Here is a 15248-nt window from a genome sequence, read left to right on the forward strand (position 1 = left end):
CCGGCTTCCGCGCACCCGGGCGCGGCTTCCCGGGCGCGGCGGGACTCGCGATCCGCCGCGCTCTCGTACGAAGCCACCACCCGCCCGCCCGCATGGCGCCCCCGGCTTCGGGGAAAGCTCCACATTCGGTGGCCGTCATTGGTCAGTGCGCCCTCTGATCAGCGAGGATGGACAGAGGAGCCATTGCCCGGCCACCACGCACTGCGCATACTCCCCACCCCGCCGACCACTGTCGGCAGCGGACGAACAGCAGGTGAGAGAGCCAGAATGCGATTCCTCAACGACCTCGGGCCGAGCCACGACCTCACGTACGACGACGTCTTCATGGTCCCGCGCCGCTCGGCGGTCGGCTCCCGGATGGCCGTGGACCTCACGTCCCCCGACGGGACCGGCACGACCATTCCCCTCGTCGTCGCCAACATGACCGCGATCGCGGGCCGCCGCATGGCCGAGACCGTCGCCCGGCGCGGCGGCCTCACCGTCATCCCGCAGGACATCCCGATCGAGGTCGTCGCCGATGTCACCTCCTGGGTCAAGCGCCGCCACCTGGTGCTGGACACGCCGATCGTCCTGGAACCGCACCAGACCGTGGGCGACGCCCTGTCGCTGCTCCCCAAGCGCGCGCACAACGCCGGGGTGGTCGTGGACGCGGAGCGCCGCCCCGTCGGCGTCGTCACCGACCAGGACCTCAGCGGCGTGGACCGCTTCACGCAGCTCTCCGAGGTCATGTCCCGGGACCTGCTCCTCCTGGACGACGCGATCGCCCCGCGCGACGCCTTCCACAAGCTGGACACCGCGAACCGGCGCTACGCCCCCGCCGTGGACGCGGACGGCCGCCTGACCGGCATCCTCACCCGCACGGGCGCCCTGCGCGCCACGCTCTACACGCCGAGCACCGACGACGCGGGGCGGCTGCGCGTCGCCGCCGCCGTCGGCATCAACGGCGACGTCGCGGGCAAGGCGAAGCAGCTCCTCGACGCGGGCGTCGACACCCTCGTGGTCGACACCGCGCACGGCCACCAGGAGTCGATGATCTCCGCCCTGCGCGCCGTGCGCGCCCTGGACCCGCAGGTCCCGGTCGTCGCGGGCAACATCGTCGCCGCCGAGGGGGTGCGCGACCTGATCGAGGCCGGTGCCGACATCATCAAGGTCGGCGTGGGTCCGGGCGCCATGTGCACGACCCGGATGGCCACCGGCGTCGGCCGCCCGCAGTTCTCCGCCGTCCTCGAATGCGCCGCCGAGGCCGCCAAGTACGGCCGCCACGTATGGGCCGACGGCGGTGTCCGGCACCCGCGCGACGTCGCGATGGCCCTCGCGGCCGGTGCCTCCAACGTCATGATCGGCTCCTGGTTCGCCGGTACGTACGAGTCGCCGGGCGACCTCCAGCAGGCCGCCGACGGCCGCCTGTACAAGGAGTCCTTCGGCATGGCCTCGGCCCGCGCCGTGCGCAACCGCACCTCCGAGGAGTCCGCCTACGACCGCGCCCGCAAGGCGCTCTTCGAGGAGGGCATCTCGACCTCGCGGATGTTCCTCGACCCGGCCCGCCCGGGCGTCGAGGACCTCATCGACTCGATCATCGCCGGGGTCCGCTCCGCCTTCACCTACGCGGGCGCCGCGACCCTCGCCGAGTTCGCCGAGCGCGCCGTCGTCGGCGTCCAGAGCGCCGCCGGCTACGCGGAGGGCCAGCCCCTCCACTCCAGCTGGAGCTGAGGCGGGGAAGCGCGGAAGCGGACGGCGGGGCGGCTCTCACCACGGGGCCGCCCCGCCGCCGTACAGGAGCCTCGCGTCCCCGCCGGGCCGTTACGCCCTCTCGGAGCCCGCGCGCCGCCAGTGGGCCTCGACGCGCTTGCCCTCGGGGAGCGGCAGGACGCTGACCCCGCCCGCCAGTTTCTGCACCAGGTGCCAGCCGAAGCCGCCGCCACCCGCGAGATCCGGGGCGCGCGGCGCGGGCGGGGTGCTGCTCGTGTCCTCCACCCCGACCCGTAGCTCGCCGTGGTACGCCCACAGCGACAGCCGCCAGGGGCCCTGGGTGTGGCGGGAGGCGTTCGCGACGAGTTCGGCGACGACGAGGACGACGGCCTCGGTGTCCACCCACGGGCACACCCCGGCGACGAATCCGCTCGCGGCCTCCCTGGCCGCCGCACTGCTCACGTGCGGGCCCTCCAGTACGAGCCGGCGCGGCGTGGCGGGCATCAGCCGCCGGTCCCTGGGAGCAGCACTTCGTCCAGCCCGGTCATCCGCAGCAGCCGGGCGACCATGGGGGAGACCTCCGTGACGGCGAGTTCGCCGCCGCGCGCGAGCACTTCCCCGCGTATCGCGAGCAGCGCCCCGATGCCGTCCGAGTCGAGGAAGCCGACGCGCGAGAGATCGACCCCCACGCGCTGGCCCGGGCGCGAGGCGATCGCGTCGAGGGCGAGGCGCAGGCGGCCCTCCGACTCGTAGTCGAGCACCCCGTCAACCTCGACGAGCACCCGCTCGGGGTGCTCGCGCAGCACGACGCGCAGGCGCGCGGAGTCCTGGGTGCCCTCCGTGTCCTGCGCGCCTTCCGCGCTCCCGGGGCGGGACGCGGCCGGGCCGAAGGGGGCGGCGGAATCCCGCAGGGGCTCCGCGGCGGCGTACGGGTCTCTCATGCGCCGGTCCTCCGGACGGTCAGGGCGAGGGTGTCGTCGGGGTGCAGGATCACCGTGTGCATCTCGGCGGCGAGCGCCCCCGGGACCTCCTCGGTGGGCAGCCCCCGGTGCCGCGCGGCGGCGAGGGCGAGCCTGCGCTCCCCGTCGCGCGGGTCGCGGCGCGACTCGGTGAGGCCGTCCGTGTAGAGCACGAGCAGGTCGCCGGGGCCGAGCGCGTCCTCGCGCACCCGCTCGCTGCCCGGCAGCGGGTAGCCGATGCCCCGGCCCCGCACCTCCAGGTACTCCGTCGTGCCGCTCGCCCGGGCCACGAGCGCCGGCGGGTGGCTGCCGTTCGCGATCCGCACGAGGCCCGTCACCGGGTCGATCCGCACGAGCTGCACCGTCGCCATCAGCTCCCGGTCGAAGGGCAGCAGGATCTCGTCGGTGCGCGCCACGATCTGGCCCAGCGGGTGGCCCTCCAGGGCGAGCGTGCGCACGGCGTGCGTCACGTTGAGCGCGCTGCGGGTACTCGTCACGCCGTGCCCGAGGGCGTCCACGACCGTGATGTGGACCGTGCCGTCCGGGAGGCGGAACCAGTCGTAGAGGTCGCCGCCGGTCGGCGCGTCCGTGTCGGCGGGCGCGTAGTGGATCGCCATTTCCAGGCCGGGCACCGCGACGGGCGGCGGGCGCAGCGCGTCCTCCAGCTCGCGGAGCGTCTGCCCGTGCGCCCGGCGCAACTGCTCGTCGCGCTCCTCCAGCTGCACGTAGAGGGCGAGGACCCCGCTGTTCGTCTCGGCCAGCTCCTGGTTGAGCCGCTGGCGTTCCTCGGTCAGCTCGGCGATCCGGGCCCGGGCCGCGCGGAGTTCCTCGCCGAGCGGCTCGCGCGGGCTCTCGCCGCTTTCGCGGGCCTCCTCGGCGTCCCGGGCGCCGTCCGAGGGGCCGGTGCCGGTCGCGTCCTCGTCCCGCGCCCCGTCGCCGGGAACGGCCTCGTGCGGGCGGCTCAGGCGCCAGCGGGCCGCGCGTCCGGCCGACTCGGGGGGCAGGGCCGGGGGCTCCTCGGGGCTGAGCGCGGCGGGCCGCAGCTCGACCGTCAGCTCGCGTTCCCCGCCGCTGGCCGCGAGCGTCACGCTGCGGCCCTCCCGCAGTTGCGGCCCGGCGAGTGCCGCGACCGACTGCGTGAGCCTGCCGCGCAGTTCCACCGGCAGCCGCCACTCCTGGGCGAGGAGCCGCAGGGCGTCCTCCAGGTCCGGCAGGGAGCGGTGCGTGGAACGCGGGCGGGAGACGGCACGCCGTGAGGCGGGGACCCGGGCGCGGGTGCCCGCCGTGTGCTGCTCGCCGCTGCTCGTCACGCTCACCTTCTCGTTCGTCGGGGTCCCTCGGGGTGACGGGGCCCGGGTGACCGGATACCCCGCGCCGTCGCGTCCATGTTCCCACCTTCCCGGGCGCGCGGGTGCCTCCCGGGCAGGCGGGGCCCCGTGCGGGGCGCGGGTGCCGCGTCACGGTACGGACTTCGCGCCCGGCGGAGCGCCTGCGGCGAGGGGCCGCCCCCGGCCCCGTACCGTCCCCCTGCCCGAGTGCGCCGCGTCCCGCCCGAGGAGAGCCCCGTGCCGCTGCCCGATCCCGCCGTGCTGGCCCGCCGCACGCCCGCCGAGGTGCCGGGCGCGGGGGAGGGCGTGCTGCGCCGCTCGCTGGGCCTGTGGCAGCTCACCATGATCAGCGTCGGCGCGACGCTCGGCACCGGCATCTTCGTCGTGCTCGGCGAGGCGGTGCCCGAGGCCGGGCCCGCCGTCGTCGTCTCCTTCGTCCTCGCCGGGTTCACTGCGCTCTTCTCCGCGCTGAGCTACGCGGAACTCGCGGGCGCCCTCCCCGTCGCCGGGTCCTCGTACACGTACGCCTACGCGACGCTCGGGGAACTCGTCGCCTGGGTGTGCGGCTGGTGCCTGATCCTGGAGTACGGGGTCTCGGTCGCGGCCGTCGCGGTCGGCTGGGGCCAGTACGTCAACGAGTTCCTGGACGGCGCCCTCGGCGTCACGCTCCCCGCCGCGCTCTCGGCGCCCCCGGGCGAGGGCGGGGTGGTGAACGTCGCCGCGCTCGCCGTCGTCCTGCTCGCGCTCGCCCTCCTCCTGGGCGGCGCGCGCGAGTCGGCGCGCGTGAACACGGTCATGGTGTGCGTCAAGATCGCGGCGCTCCTGCTCTTCTGCGGCATCGGCGTCACCGGGTTCCGCTCGGCGCACTTCACCGGGTTCGCCCCTTACGGCGTCAGCGGGGTCAGCGCGGCGGCCGGCACGCTCTTCTTCTCGTACATCGGCTTCGACGCCGCCTCCACGGCGGGCGAGGAGGCGCGCGACGCGCGGCGCGACCTGCCGCGCGCGATCATGCTCTCGCTCGCGCTCGTCACGGCGCTCTACGTGCTCGTCGCGCTCGTCGCCGTCGGGGCGCGGCCCTGGCGGGAGTTCGCGGGCTCGGAGGCGAGCCTCGCGGGGATCACGCGCGATCTGACGGGGCAGGACGTGTGGCCCGTGCTGCTCTCGCTGGGCGCCGTCGTCGCCATCGCCTCCGTCGTCCTCACGGTGCTCTACGGACAGACGCGTGTCCTCTTCGCGATGTCCCGCGACGGCCTGATCCCCGGCGTGTTCTCGCGCGTCCACGCCGCGAGCGGCACCCCCCGCGCGTGCACCCTGCTCGTCGGCGCGTTCTGCGGGCTGCTCGCCGCCGTCGTCCCGCTCGGCAGGCTCGCCGACGCCACGAGCATCGGGACGCTCTTCGCCTTCGGGCTCGTCAACGTCGCCGTCGTCGTGCTGCGCCGGATCAGGCCCGGGATGCGGCGCACCTTCCGGGTCCCGCTCTCGCCCCTCCTGCCCGCCGCCGGGCTCGGGCTGTGCCTGTGGCTCATGACGAGCCTGTCGGCCGTGACCTGGCTCGTCTTCGGCTGCTGGATGATCCTGGGGCTCGTGGTCTACTTCGGATACGGCGTCCGGCACTCCCGGCTCGCCGCCGGAACGCCCCCAGAGAAGAAGTGAACGAACCACGGTGCTGGACGAACTCGACGAACGGATCGTGCGGGAGCTGACCTCGGACGCGCGGCGCAGCTACGCCGACATCGGGCAGCGCGTGGGGCTCTCGGCCCCCGCCGTCAAACGCCGCGTCGACCGGCTGCGGGCGAGCGGCGCGATCCAGGGCTTCACCGTGCGCGTCGATCCCGCCGTGCGGGGGCGGCGCACCGAAGGGCTCATCGAGCTGTACTGCCGGCGGCAGACGACGCCGGACATGATCCGCAAGGGCCTCGAAGGGTACGCGGAGGTCGTCTCGGCCTCGACCGTGACCGGCGAGGCGGACGCCGTCGTGCAGGTCTTCGCCGCCGACATGGCGCACTTCGAGCGCGTGCTGGAGCGGATCGCGGGGGAGCCCTTCGTGGAGCGGACCAAGTCCGTGCTCGTGCTCTCGCCGCTGCTGCGCCGCGCGGGCTGAGCCCCCGGCGCCCCCGCCTCCCCCGGCGCCCCCTGCCCCCCGGCGCTTCCCGGCCCCCTTGGGGGCTCTTTTCGGGGGGTTTTGTTCACTCTCGGACCATTAATGCGCGCTCGGGTCCCTTGGGGCGCGCAAGGTGGTCGGGAGATGATCACGAAGCCTCGTTCCGCTCTTGTCGCCGCCGCCACGGTCCTCGTCGTGGCGGCCGTCGTGCTGGGTCACGCCCTCTCCGGGGCCTTCGACAGCGGCGGGGGCGGGGGAGGCCGAGAGGCCGGGGACGAGCACGCCGCGAGCACCCCGCCCCCGGCGGCCGCCGCGCTGCGCCCCCGCTTCGTGAGCCGCGCGAAATGGGGCGCCGATCCCCGCCTGCTCGACCAGAGGCCGCACTACGCGGACTCCGTGCACGCCGTCGTCATCCACCACACGGACACGCCCAACGGCTACTCCTGCGCCGACAGCGCCTCCTACGTCCGCGACATCTACCAGGCCCACGCGAGCGCGCGGGGCTGGGGCGACATCGGCTACAACTTCCTGGTCGACCGCTGCGGCACGATCTTCGAGGGCCGCCTCGGCGGCGTCGACCGGCCCGTCATCGGCGCCCACACCGTCGGCCTCAACAAGGGCACGACCGGCATCGCCGCGATCGGCACCTACACCGCCGGGGTCCCGGTGCCGGCGCCCATGCGGCGCTCCATCGAGCGGATCATCGCCTGGAAGCTCGGCCTCACCGAGATCAGCCCCTCGGCCCGCACCCAGCTCGTCTCCACCAACAGCGACTCCCGCTTCCCGAAGGACACCTCCGTCAACCTCCCCACCGTCCTCGGCCACATCGAGGCGTACGAGACGGACTGCCCCGGGCAGGCGCTCATGGACCTGCTCCCCGAGTTCCGGCGGGCCGCGCTCAAGCTCCAGGGCAGGGCGAGACTCCTCGCCGCGCAAGGCGCCTCGCGGAGCCCGGAGAGCGCCGACCGGGGCCGCGGCGGCGTCCCCGGGCCCCCGATGGAACCCGCCAGGGAACCCGGCGCAACGAATCGCCGTTCAGGGGCTCGCAGACGCAAGATCCTGCCGTGATGACGGCCACGATGGTGTCTTGTTGCGCCCGGCCCTCTCCCCGTAGCGTCGAGGCGTCCCGGTACTTTCCCCCGCAAGGCCCCGCATGTCCCCCTCCGCACCGCCCCTGCGCCTCGCGCTCGCCCAGTCCTCGGGCACGCCCGGCGACGTCCGCGCCAACCTCGACGCGCTCGACGCGCTCGTGGCCCGCGCCGCCGCCTCCGGCGCGCACCTCCTCATCACGCCCGAGCTGTTCCTGAGCGGATACGCCCCAGAGCACCGCTCTCCTAAAGCGGGTATCGCGAGCAGCCGGTGCGAGTCCGACGAGCCCCCGCTCGCCGCCCTCGCCCAGGAGCGGGACGAAGCGGCGGCCGCGCTCGGCGCCCTCGCCCGCCGCCACGGCCTCGCGCTCCTCGCCGGCTACCCCGAGCGCGACGGCGCGGACACGTACAACTCCGCGCTCCTCCTCGGCGCCGACGGCGCCCCGCTCGCCGCGTACCGCAAGACCCATCTCTACGGCCCCTACGAGCGCGGCGTCTTCACGGCCGGCGACCGGGCCGTCGTGCAGGCGGAGCTGCGCGGGGTCCGGCTCGGGGTGCTGATCTGCTACGACGTCGAGTTCCCGGAGAACGTGCGGGCGCACGCCGAGGCCGGCACCGAGGTGCTGCTCGTGCCGACCGCGCTGCTCGCCCCGTACGACTTCGTCGCCCGCTCCCTCGTACCGGTACGCGCCTTCGAGAGCCAGCTCTACGTCGCCTACGTGAACCGCACCGGGCCCGAGGGCGGCTTCGACTTCGTCGGGCTCAGCTGCCTCGCCGCGCCCGACGGGACCACGCCCGCCCGCGCCGGGGCCGGCCCCGGACTGCTGCTCGCCGAGGCCGATCCGGCCCTGCTGGCCGCCTCGCGCGCGGCCAATCCGTACCTCGCCGACCGGCGCACCGACCTGTACCGCTGACCCCGCCCCGCACCACCCTCTGGGAGCCCCCGCATGACCTCCACCGTGCCCACCGCCGTGCCCGGCGGCGACGCGCGCCCGCCCATCACGATGTGCGGCCCGGACTTCCCCTTCCCCTACGACGAGCACCTCGCGCACCCCGCCGGGCTCGGCCAGGTCCCCGCCACCGAGCACGGCACCGAGGTCGCCGTCATCGGCGGCGGCCTCTCCGGCCTCGTCACCGCCTACGAGCTGATGAAGATGGGCCTCAAGCCCGTCGTGTACGAGGCCGACCAGCTGGGCGGCCGGCTGCGCACGGTGGGCTTCGAGGGCTGCGACCCGGAACTCACCGCCGAACTCGGCGCGATGCGCTTCCCGCCCTCCTCCACCGCGCTCCAGCACTACATCGACCTCGTCGGCCTGGAGACGGAGGACTTCCCGAACCCCCTCGCGCCCGCCACGCCGTCCACCGTCGTGGACCTCAAGGGCGAGTCGCACTACGCGCGCACCATCGACGACCTGCCGCAGGTCTACCGCGACGTCGCCGAGGCGTGGCGCCGCTGCCTGGAGGAGGGCGCCGACCACACCGCCATGAACGAGGCGCTGCGCGCCCGCGACATCCCGCGCGTCCGCGAGCTGTGGGGGCGGCTCGTGCGCGAGCTGGACGACCAGACCTTCTACGGCTTCCTGTGCCGGTCCCCGGCCTTCGCCTCCTTCCGGCACCGCGAGATCTTCGGGCAGGTCGGCTTCGGTACGGGCGGCTGGGACACCGACTTCCCCAACTCGATCCTGGAAATACTCCGCGTCGTCTACACCGAGGCCGACGACCACCACCGGGGCATCAAGGGCGGCAGCCAGCAGCTCCCGCTGCGCCTGTGGGAGCGCGAGCCGGACAAGCTCGTCCACTGGCCGCGCGGCACCTCGCTCGCCTCGCTGCACGAGGGCGCGCCGCGCCCCGCCGTCACGCGGCTGCACCGCACGGCGGGCAACCGGATCACCGTGACCGACGCGGACGGCCGCATCCGCACCTACAAGGCCGCCGTCTTCACCGCCCAGTCCTGGATGCTGCTCTCGCAGATCGCCTGCGACGACGACCTCTTCCCGATCGACCACTGGACGGCGATCGAGCGCACCCACTACATGGAGTCCAGCAAGCTCTTCGTCCCCGTCGACCGCCCCTTCTGGAAGGACAAGGACCCCGTGACGGGACGGGACGTCATGTCGATGACGCTCACCGACCGCATGACGCGCGGCACCTACCTCCTCGACCACGGCCCCGACCGCCCGGCCGCGATCTGCCTCTCGTACACCTGGTGCGACGACAGCCTCAAGTGGCTGCCGCTGAGCGCTCACGCGCGCATGGAGGTCATGCTGAAGTCGCTCGGCGAGATCTACCCCAACGTCGACATCCGGGGGCACATCACCGGCGACCCGGTCACCGTCTCCTGGGAGGACGAGCCCTACTTCATGGGCGCGTTCAAGGCGAACCTGCCGGGCCACTACCGCTACCAGCGCCGCCTGTTCACCCACTTCGCGCAGGAGCACCTGCCCGCCGACCGCCGGGGCCTCTTCCTCGCGGGCGACGACATCTCCTGGACGGCGGGCTGGGCGGAGGGGGCGGTGCAGACGGCGCTCAACGCGGTGTGGGGCGTCATGCACCACCTCGGCGGCACGACCGACCCGACGAACCCGGGCCCGGGGGACCGCTTCGAGGAACTGGCCCCGGTCGAACTGCCCGAGGACTGAGGACGGCGCCCCCTCGCCCCCGTCAGCGGTACTGGGCGGGGACGAGGGGCGTCACCAGCAGCCGCCCCACCAGGCCGACGCCCTCGTCGAGCCTGTTCCGCAGCTCCTCCGCCACCCCCGGCAGCTCCCGGACCGCCCACAGCGTCCGCGCCGTCACCCACGCCGCGTCCCTGGCCCGCTCCAGGCTCCACGCCCCCGCCAGGTGCGTGAGCGGATCGGCGCGTTCGAGGAGATCGGGGCCCGGCATGAGGTCCTCGCGCACGCGCTCCTCCAGCGCCGTGAGCAGTTCCCCGACCTGATCGAACTCGTCGCGCAGGTCCTCGGGGGCGCAGTGGAGAGTGCGGCAGGTGTCCACGACGGCGAGCGCGAGGTCGTGCCCGATGTGCGCGTTGACGCCGCACAGCGCGAACTGCACGGGACGTACCCCGCGCCGGGCGCGGGCGTGCAGGAGGGGCCGCCAGCAGGCGGGGGCGCGCCCGCCCCGCTCGAAGGCCCCGACGGCGTCCAGGTACCGCTCGGCGAAGAGCACGTCGAGCGTCACGGCGGCTCGCCGGTCGGGGAAGCCGCCCCGGTCCACGAGGCGTCCCACCTCCTCGGTCACCCGCGTGTAGACCCGGTGGAAGACGGCGACCCCGTCCCCCTCGGGCCAGTCCGCACCGAGCTCGCGCATCCGGGCCAGGACGCCGTCCACTCCCGTGTCGAGGCGGCGCGCGGCGCCGCTGAGCGCTTCGGTCGGCTGCTGCGAGTGGCCCATGGGAGCAGGCTCCCAGCCCCGGCCCGCGGCGCGCGCCGCCGTGCCGTGCACGTCCCCGCATCGGCGGACAGGGGCGACAGGGGCGCCGCGGGGGAGGAGCGACACGCGGGCGGACATCGCGCGGTACGCGGGAACCCTGGCGGAGGGCTCGCGGGTCTCGCGGGGCCTCGTACGGAATCCCGTACGAGGCCGCCTTCCCCCCGCCCGCTCTACTCGCCCTTGCGGGCCTCGGCGGACCGCTCCTCGTCCGTCCCGGACGTGTCGTACGACGACGTCCCCGAGTCGAGCAGCGGCTCCTGCGTCTTGAGGTGGGCCGGGGCGAGGGCCCGCAGCGCGTGGTAGCCCGTGATGACCACGAGCGTGCCCAGCGCGATCCCGCTCAGCTCGAAGTTGTCGGTGATCTTGAGCGAGACGCCGCCGACGCCGATGATGATGCCGGCCGCCGTCGGCACGAGGTTGAGCGGATTGCGCAGGTCCACCTTGGCGCCGAGCCAGATCTGCGCGCCGAGCAGCCCGATCATGCCGTACAGGATGACGGTGATCCCGCCGAGCACCCCGCCGGGGACCGCCGCGACGACCGCGCCGAACTTGGGGCACAGGCCGAAGAGGAGCGCGAATCCGGCCGCCGCCCAGTACGCCGCCGTCGAGTAGACGCGCGTCGCCGCCATGACGCCGATGTTCTCCGAGTACGTCGTGTTCGGCGGGCCGCCCACGGCCGTCGAGAGCATCGAGCCGAAGCCGTCCGCCGAGATCGCCGTGCCGAGCTTGCCGTCCAGGTTCTCGCCCGTCATCTCGCCGACCGCCTTGACGTGTCCCGCGTTCTCCGCGATGAGCGCGATCACGACGGGCAGCGCGACGAGGATCGCCGACCACTGGAAGTGCGGGCCGTGGAAGCTCGGCAGCCCGATCCAGTCCGCCTTGCCCACCGCGTCCAGGTTCAGCCGCCAGTGGTCGACCGTCCTGCCGCTGCCGTCCGCCGAGTGGATACGGCCGAAGATCCGGTCGAAGCCCCACGAGACGACGTACCCGAAGACGAGCCCGAGGAAGATCGCGATGCGCGACCAGAAGCCGCGCAGACACACCACCGCGAGCCCCGTGAACAGCATCGTGAGCAGCGCGACCCACTGGTCCTGCGGCCAGTACGTGGAGGCCGTGACCGGGGCCAGGTTGAAGCCGATGAGCATCACGACCGCGCCGGTCACCACCGGCGGCATCGCCGCGTGGATGATCCGCGCCCCGAAGTGCCGCACCGCGAGGCCGACGAGGAAGAGCAGCACACCGACCGCGAAGACCGCGCCCGTCACGACGGCGCTGGAACCGCCCTGCGCGCGGATGACCGCCGCGACGCCGACGAAGGAGAGCGAGCAGCCCAGGTAGCTCGGCACCTTCCCGCGCGTCGCCAGCAGGAAGATCGCTGTCGAGACACCGGACATCATGATCGCGAGGTTCGGGTCGAGCCCCATGAGCACGGGAGCGACGAAGGACGCGCCGAACATCGCGACGACGTGCTGCGCGCCGAGCCCGATCGTGCGCGGCCAGCTCAGCCGTTCGTCCGGCCGGACCACCGCCCCCGGGGCCGGGGTCCGCCCGTCCCCGTGCAGTTTCCAGCGCACCCCGAAGTCCATGTGTCCCGCTCCTCGTCGCCTGGGCCCCCGCCGGTGCACGAGCCGGACACGCGACGGACCGCACGGATGTTCCCGTAGCGGATTCGGGCACATGTTAATGGCAGGTAAGGGTGGCTTCGCGCCACGCGCCGCCGCCGTCCCGAGGAGCCGCACGGGCCGGGGGAGTGGCGGGCGCGGGGGCGGCGGAGGGGTGGACGCGCGCGTTCCGCCGGGCAAACCCGCTGGTGGCGGGCTCCGCGCCGCTGATTACGATGCGGTGTTCGATTCCCTGGCAGAACAGGCGCCCCCGCATGTCGCTCGCAGCCCCCGCCCCGGCCGGAACCGGCCCCCTCCCGCACGGGGTGCTCGTCCCCTCGTACGTGCACTTCGACGACCTCGACGCGCTCGGCCTGCTCCACAACGGCCGCTACCCGCTGCTCGTGGAACGGGCCTGGACGGTGTACTGGCGCGAGCACGGGCTGGAGTACCGGGGCGACTGGCACGAGGCGGCGGACGCCTGCAACGCCGTCCGCGAGTTCACCATCGGCTACGAGCACCCCGTCACCCGCACCGGCGAGTACGCGGTGCACCTCTGGCTCGACCGGCTCGGCACGACCGGGCTCACCTACGGCTTCCGCTACTGCTCGGCGGACGGCACGGTCACGCACGCGCGCGGCCACCGCGTCCTCGTCCGCCTCGACCCCGCCACCCTGCGCCCCCGCCCCTGGAGCGAGGACTTCCGCGCGAAGGCGCGGGGCCTGCTGCGGACGGCGTGAGCGACGGGGCGCGCTGTGGGTACGGGCCCGGAGCGTGACCCCGTCCCCCGTCCCCCTCAGCCCTCGCGGCCCGCCGCCCGCAGGACGTTCGCGCCCGCCACGAGGCCGAAGGCCAGGACCGTGACCAGGACGAAGGAGCCGACCAGGCTCGTCGCGTCGGCGACGACGCCGATCGCCGAGGGGGCGATGAGCCCCGCGGTGTAGGTGATCGTGGCGACGCCCGCGATGGCCTGGCTCGGGTTCGGGCCGCTGCGCCCGGCGGCGGCGAAGCAGAGCGGCACCACGACCGCGATGCCGAGACCCATGAGCGCGAAGCCCCCCATCGCCGTCACCGGGTTCCCCGCGAGGACCACGAGCAGACCCCCCGCCGTGGCCATCACCCCGCCGGCCCGGACCACACGCCGCGCGCCGAAGCGGTCCACGAGGCCGTCCCCGGCGAAGCGCGCGAGCGCCATCGTCGCCGTGAACGCCGTCGTGGACGCCGCGGCGATACCGGCCGAGGTGTCGAGTTCGCCGTGCAGGAAGACCGCCGACCAGTCCAGGCTGGCCCCCTCGGCCAAGACCGCGCAGAAGCCCACCGCGCCGATGAGCAGCGCGGAACGCGGCGGCAGCGCGAAGCGCGGCGGCGCCGGCTCGTCCTCCTCGCTGCGCAGATCGAGGACCCAGCGGCACAGCACGAGCCCCGCCGCCGTCAGCGCGAGCGACGTCACGAGGTGGTGCAGCCGGGCGTCCGCGCCCAGGTGCGCGGCGAGCGTCCCGGCCGCCGAACCGAGCAGCGCGCCCGTGCTCCACATCCCGTGCAGCCCCGACATGATCGACTTGCCCCAGCGGTTCTCCGTCTCGACCCCGAGCGCGTTCATCGCCACGTCCGACATCCCCGAACAGGCCCCGTACACGAAGAGCGCGAGGCACAGCACGGCGAGGTTCGGGGCGAGCGAGGGCAGCACGAGCGCCAGCGTCCACGCGGCGAGCAGCAGCCGCAGCGCGGTCCGCGAGCCCAGGCGGTGGCTCACCCGGCCGGCCAGCGGCATCGCGAGGGCCGCGCCGAGCGCGGGGAAGGCGAGCGCGAGACCGAGCTGACCGGCGCCGATGTCCGCGTGGTCCTTGATCCAGGGCACGCGGGTCGCGAAGGAGCCCGTCACGCTCCCGTGCACGCAGAAGACCGCCGCGATCGCCCAGCGCGCCCGCCGTACCGCTCCCCGGTCGAAGCCGCCGCCCGGGACCGCGTGCGCGGCCCCGGACGCCGCCATCGCGGCACCCGCGGCCCGCTCTCCCGCCGTCTCGCTCATGTGGCCCCTCCCGCACCGCGCCGTACCGCGGGTGCGGACGGCCCTCCAAACACTTCCCGTGTGCCAGACGCGAAACTATCAGGAAGCCTTCCTGATAGTGAGTGATTATGATGCGGACCGACCCGCGAGGGAAGGGGACCAGCCCGTGACCGCCTCGGCACCCGTATCGGACCTGCCCGGAGGGGCGAAGCGCCCCGCGCCCGCCTCACCCAGCACCGCCCGGGCCCTGAACGACGCGCTCGCGCTGCGCCTCCTCCAGGAGCACGGCCCGCTCACCGCCGCACGCCTCAAAGAACTCACCGGGCTCTCCCGCCCGAGCGTCGCCGACCTCGTGGAACGGCTCGGGGCCGCCGGGCTCATCGAGGTCGTCGGCGCCTCGGAGCAGCGCAGGCGCGGCCCCAACGCCCGGATCTACGGGATCGTCGCGGACCGCGCCCACCTCGCGGGGCTCGACGTGCGCACCCACAGCGTCTCCGTGCTCGTCACCGATCTGCTCGGCGCGACCCTCGCCGAGTCCTCCGCTCCCGTGGACCCCGCCGCGAGCACCGGGGCGGCCGTCGCCCGCGCGGTGGACCTCCTCGCGGACACGGCGGCCCGCGCGGGAGTGCCCGGGCTGCACGCGGTGGGCGTCGGCGCGCCCGGACTCGTCACGCCGGGCACGGGCGAGCTGCGCGACAGCTCGGGGCTGCCGCCCTGGCACCGCGCGCTCGTGCCCGCCCTGCGCGAGCGCTTCGCGGGCACCGTCCTGGTCGAGAACGAGACCAACCTCGCCGCCGTCGCCGAACTGCGCGCGGGCGCGGCCCGCGACCGCGACACCTTCGTGCTCCTCTGGCTCGGCCACGGCGTCGGCGCGGCGGTCGTCCTCGACGGCGCCCTGCGCCGGGGCGCCTCCGGCGGCACGGGCGAGATCGGCTTCCTTCCCGTCCCCGGCACGCGCGTGCTCCCGGGGCGGGACAGCTGCGAGGGCGGCTACCACTCCCTCGCCTCGTCGCCGGCGATCGAGGAACTCGCCGCCGCGCAC

Annotated in this window: 14 protein-coding genes; 8 read left to right on the forward strand and 6 right to left on the reverse strand. The window is 74.5% G+C overall.

Annotated elements, in window-relative coordinates:
• Positions 1-267 precede the first annotated feature (267 nt).
• Positions 268-1710 carry a GuaB1 family IMP dehydrogenase-related protein gene (locus SSBG_RS25755; protein ID WP_008748983.1) on the forward strand — a complete coding sequence of 481 codons (1443 nt, stop codon included), beginning with the start codon at positions 268-270 and terminating at the stop codon, positions 1708-1710.
• Positions 1711-1800: 90 nt separating this feature from the next.
• Here the strand turns inward: SSBG_RS25755 and SSBG_RS25760 are convergent, their stop codons facing one another.
• The 3 genes from SSBG_RS25760 to SSBG_RS25770 are packed head-to-tail and all read right to left on the reverse strand — an operon-like array spanning position 1801 to position 3964.
• The gene (locus SSBG_RS25760) at positions 1801-2193 is read right to left on the reverse strand and encodes an ATP-binding protein (RefSeq protein ID WP_037870641.1); all 393 of its coding nucleotides are present in this window, start codon (positions 2191-2193) and stop codon (positions 1801-1803) included.
• Positions 2193-2630 (reverse strand): STAS domain-containing protein, encoded by a 438-nt coding sequence (locus SSBG_RS25765; protein WP_008748985.1) that lies wholly within the window; start codon positions 2628-2630, stop codon positions 2193-2195. Before SSBG_RS25765 ends, SSBG_RS25760 begins: the two co-directional genes overlap by 1 nt.
• Positions 2627-3964, reverse strand: a complete 1338-nt coding sequence (locus SSBG_RS25770; protein ID WP_008748986.1) for a PP2C family protein-serine/threonine phosphatase — start codon at positions 3962-3964, stop codon at positions 2627-2629. Before SSBG_RS25770 ends, SSBG_RS25765 begins: the two co-directional genes overlap by 4 nt.
• A 249-nt stretch (positions 3965-4213) precedes the next feature.
• Between SSBG_RS25770 and SSBG_RS25775 the strand changes: the two genes are divergently transcribed.
• The 5 genes from SSBG_RS25775 (at position 4214) to SSBG_RS25795 (ending at position 9804) form a co-directional block, all read left to right on the forward strand.
• Positions 4214-5629, forward strand: a complete 1416-nt coding sequence (locus SSBG_RS25775) for an amino acid permease (RefSeq protein ID WP_037870642.1) — start codon at positions 4214-4216, stop codon at positions 5627-5629.
• 10 nt (positions 5630-5639) lie between these two features.
• Positions 5640-6077 (forward strand): Lrp/AsnC family transcriptional regulator, encoded by a 438-nt coding sequence (locus SSBG_RS25780; protein WP_008748988.1) that lies wholly within the window; start codon positions 5640-5642, stop codon positions 6075-6077.
• Between the two features lie 144 nt (positions 6078-6221).
• Positions 6222-7145: a peptidoglycan recognition protein family protein gene (locus SSBG_RS25785; protein ID WP_008748989.1), complete on the forward strand. Its 924-nt coding sequence runs from the start codon at positions 6222-6224 to the stop codon at positions 7143-7145.
• An 85-nt stretch (positions 7146-7230) separates the two neighbouring features.
• Positions 7231-8079: a carbon-nitrogen hydrolase family protein gene (locus tag SSBG_RS25790; RefSeq protein WP_037870643.1), complete on the forward strand. Its 849-nt coding sequence runs from the start codon at positions 7231-7233 to the stop codon at positions 8077-8079.
• 33 nt (positions 8080-8112) lie between these two features.
• On the forward strand, positions 8113-9804 hold the full coding sequence (locus SSBG_RS25795) for a flavin monoamine oxidase family protein (RefSeq protein ID WP_008748991.1): 1692 nt from the start codon (positions 8113-8115) through the stop codon (positions 9802-9804).
• 22 nt (positions 9805-9826) lie between these two features.
• Here SSBG_RS25795 and SSBG_RS25800 read toward each other — a convergent pair whose 3' ends face one another.
• Positions 9827-10558, reverse strand: a complete 732-nt coding sequence (locus SSBG_RS25800; RefSeq protein WP_008748992.1) for a DUF5995 family protein — start codon at positions 10556-10558, stop codon at positions 9827-9829.
• Positions 10559-10767: 209 nt separating this feature from the next.
• The gene (locus SSBG_RS25805) at positions 10768-12183 is read right to left on the reverse strand and encodes a uracil-xanthine permease family protein (RefSeq protein ID WP_037870644.1); all 1416 of its coding nucleotides are present in this window, start codon (positions 12181-12183) and stop codon (positions 10768-10770) included.
• Between the two features lie 290 nt (positions 12184-12473).
• Here SSBG_RS25805 and SSBG_RS25810 point away from each other — a divergent pair, with 290 nt between their 5' ends.
• On the forward strand, positions 12474-12938 hold the full coding sequence (locus SSBG_RS25810; RefSeq protein ID WP_008748994.1) for an acyl-CoA thioesterase: 465 nt from the start codon (positions 12474-12476) through the stop codon (positions 12936-12938).
• Between the two features lie 56 nt (positions 12939-12994).
• On the opposite strand, the gene SSBG_RS25815 is transcribed toward SSBG_RS25810, so the two are convergent.
• A complete protein-coding gene (locus SSBG_RS25815) occupies positions 12995-14188 on the reverse strand; it encodes an MFS transporter (RefSeq protein ID WP_008748995.1) in 1194 nt (397 codons plus the stop codon).
• A 184-nt stretch (positions 14189-14372) separates the two neighbouring features.
• Between SSBG_RS25815 and SSBG_RS25820 the strand changes: the two genes are divergently transcribed.
• The coding region (locus SSBG_RS25820; RefSeq protein ID WP_234010645.1) for an ROK family transcriptional regulator at positions 14373-15248 on the forward strand (876 nt) is incomplete at its 3' end.

The sequence above is a fragment of the Streptomyces sp. SPB074 genome (assembly GCF_000154905.1).
GTDB lineage: Bacteria > Actinomycetota > Actinomycetes > Streptomycetales > Streptomycetaceae > Streptomyces.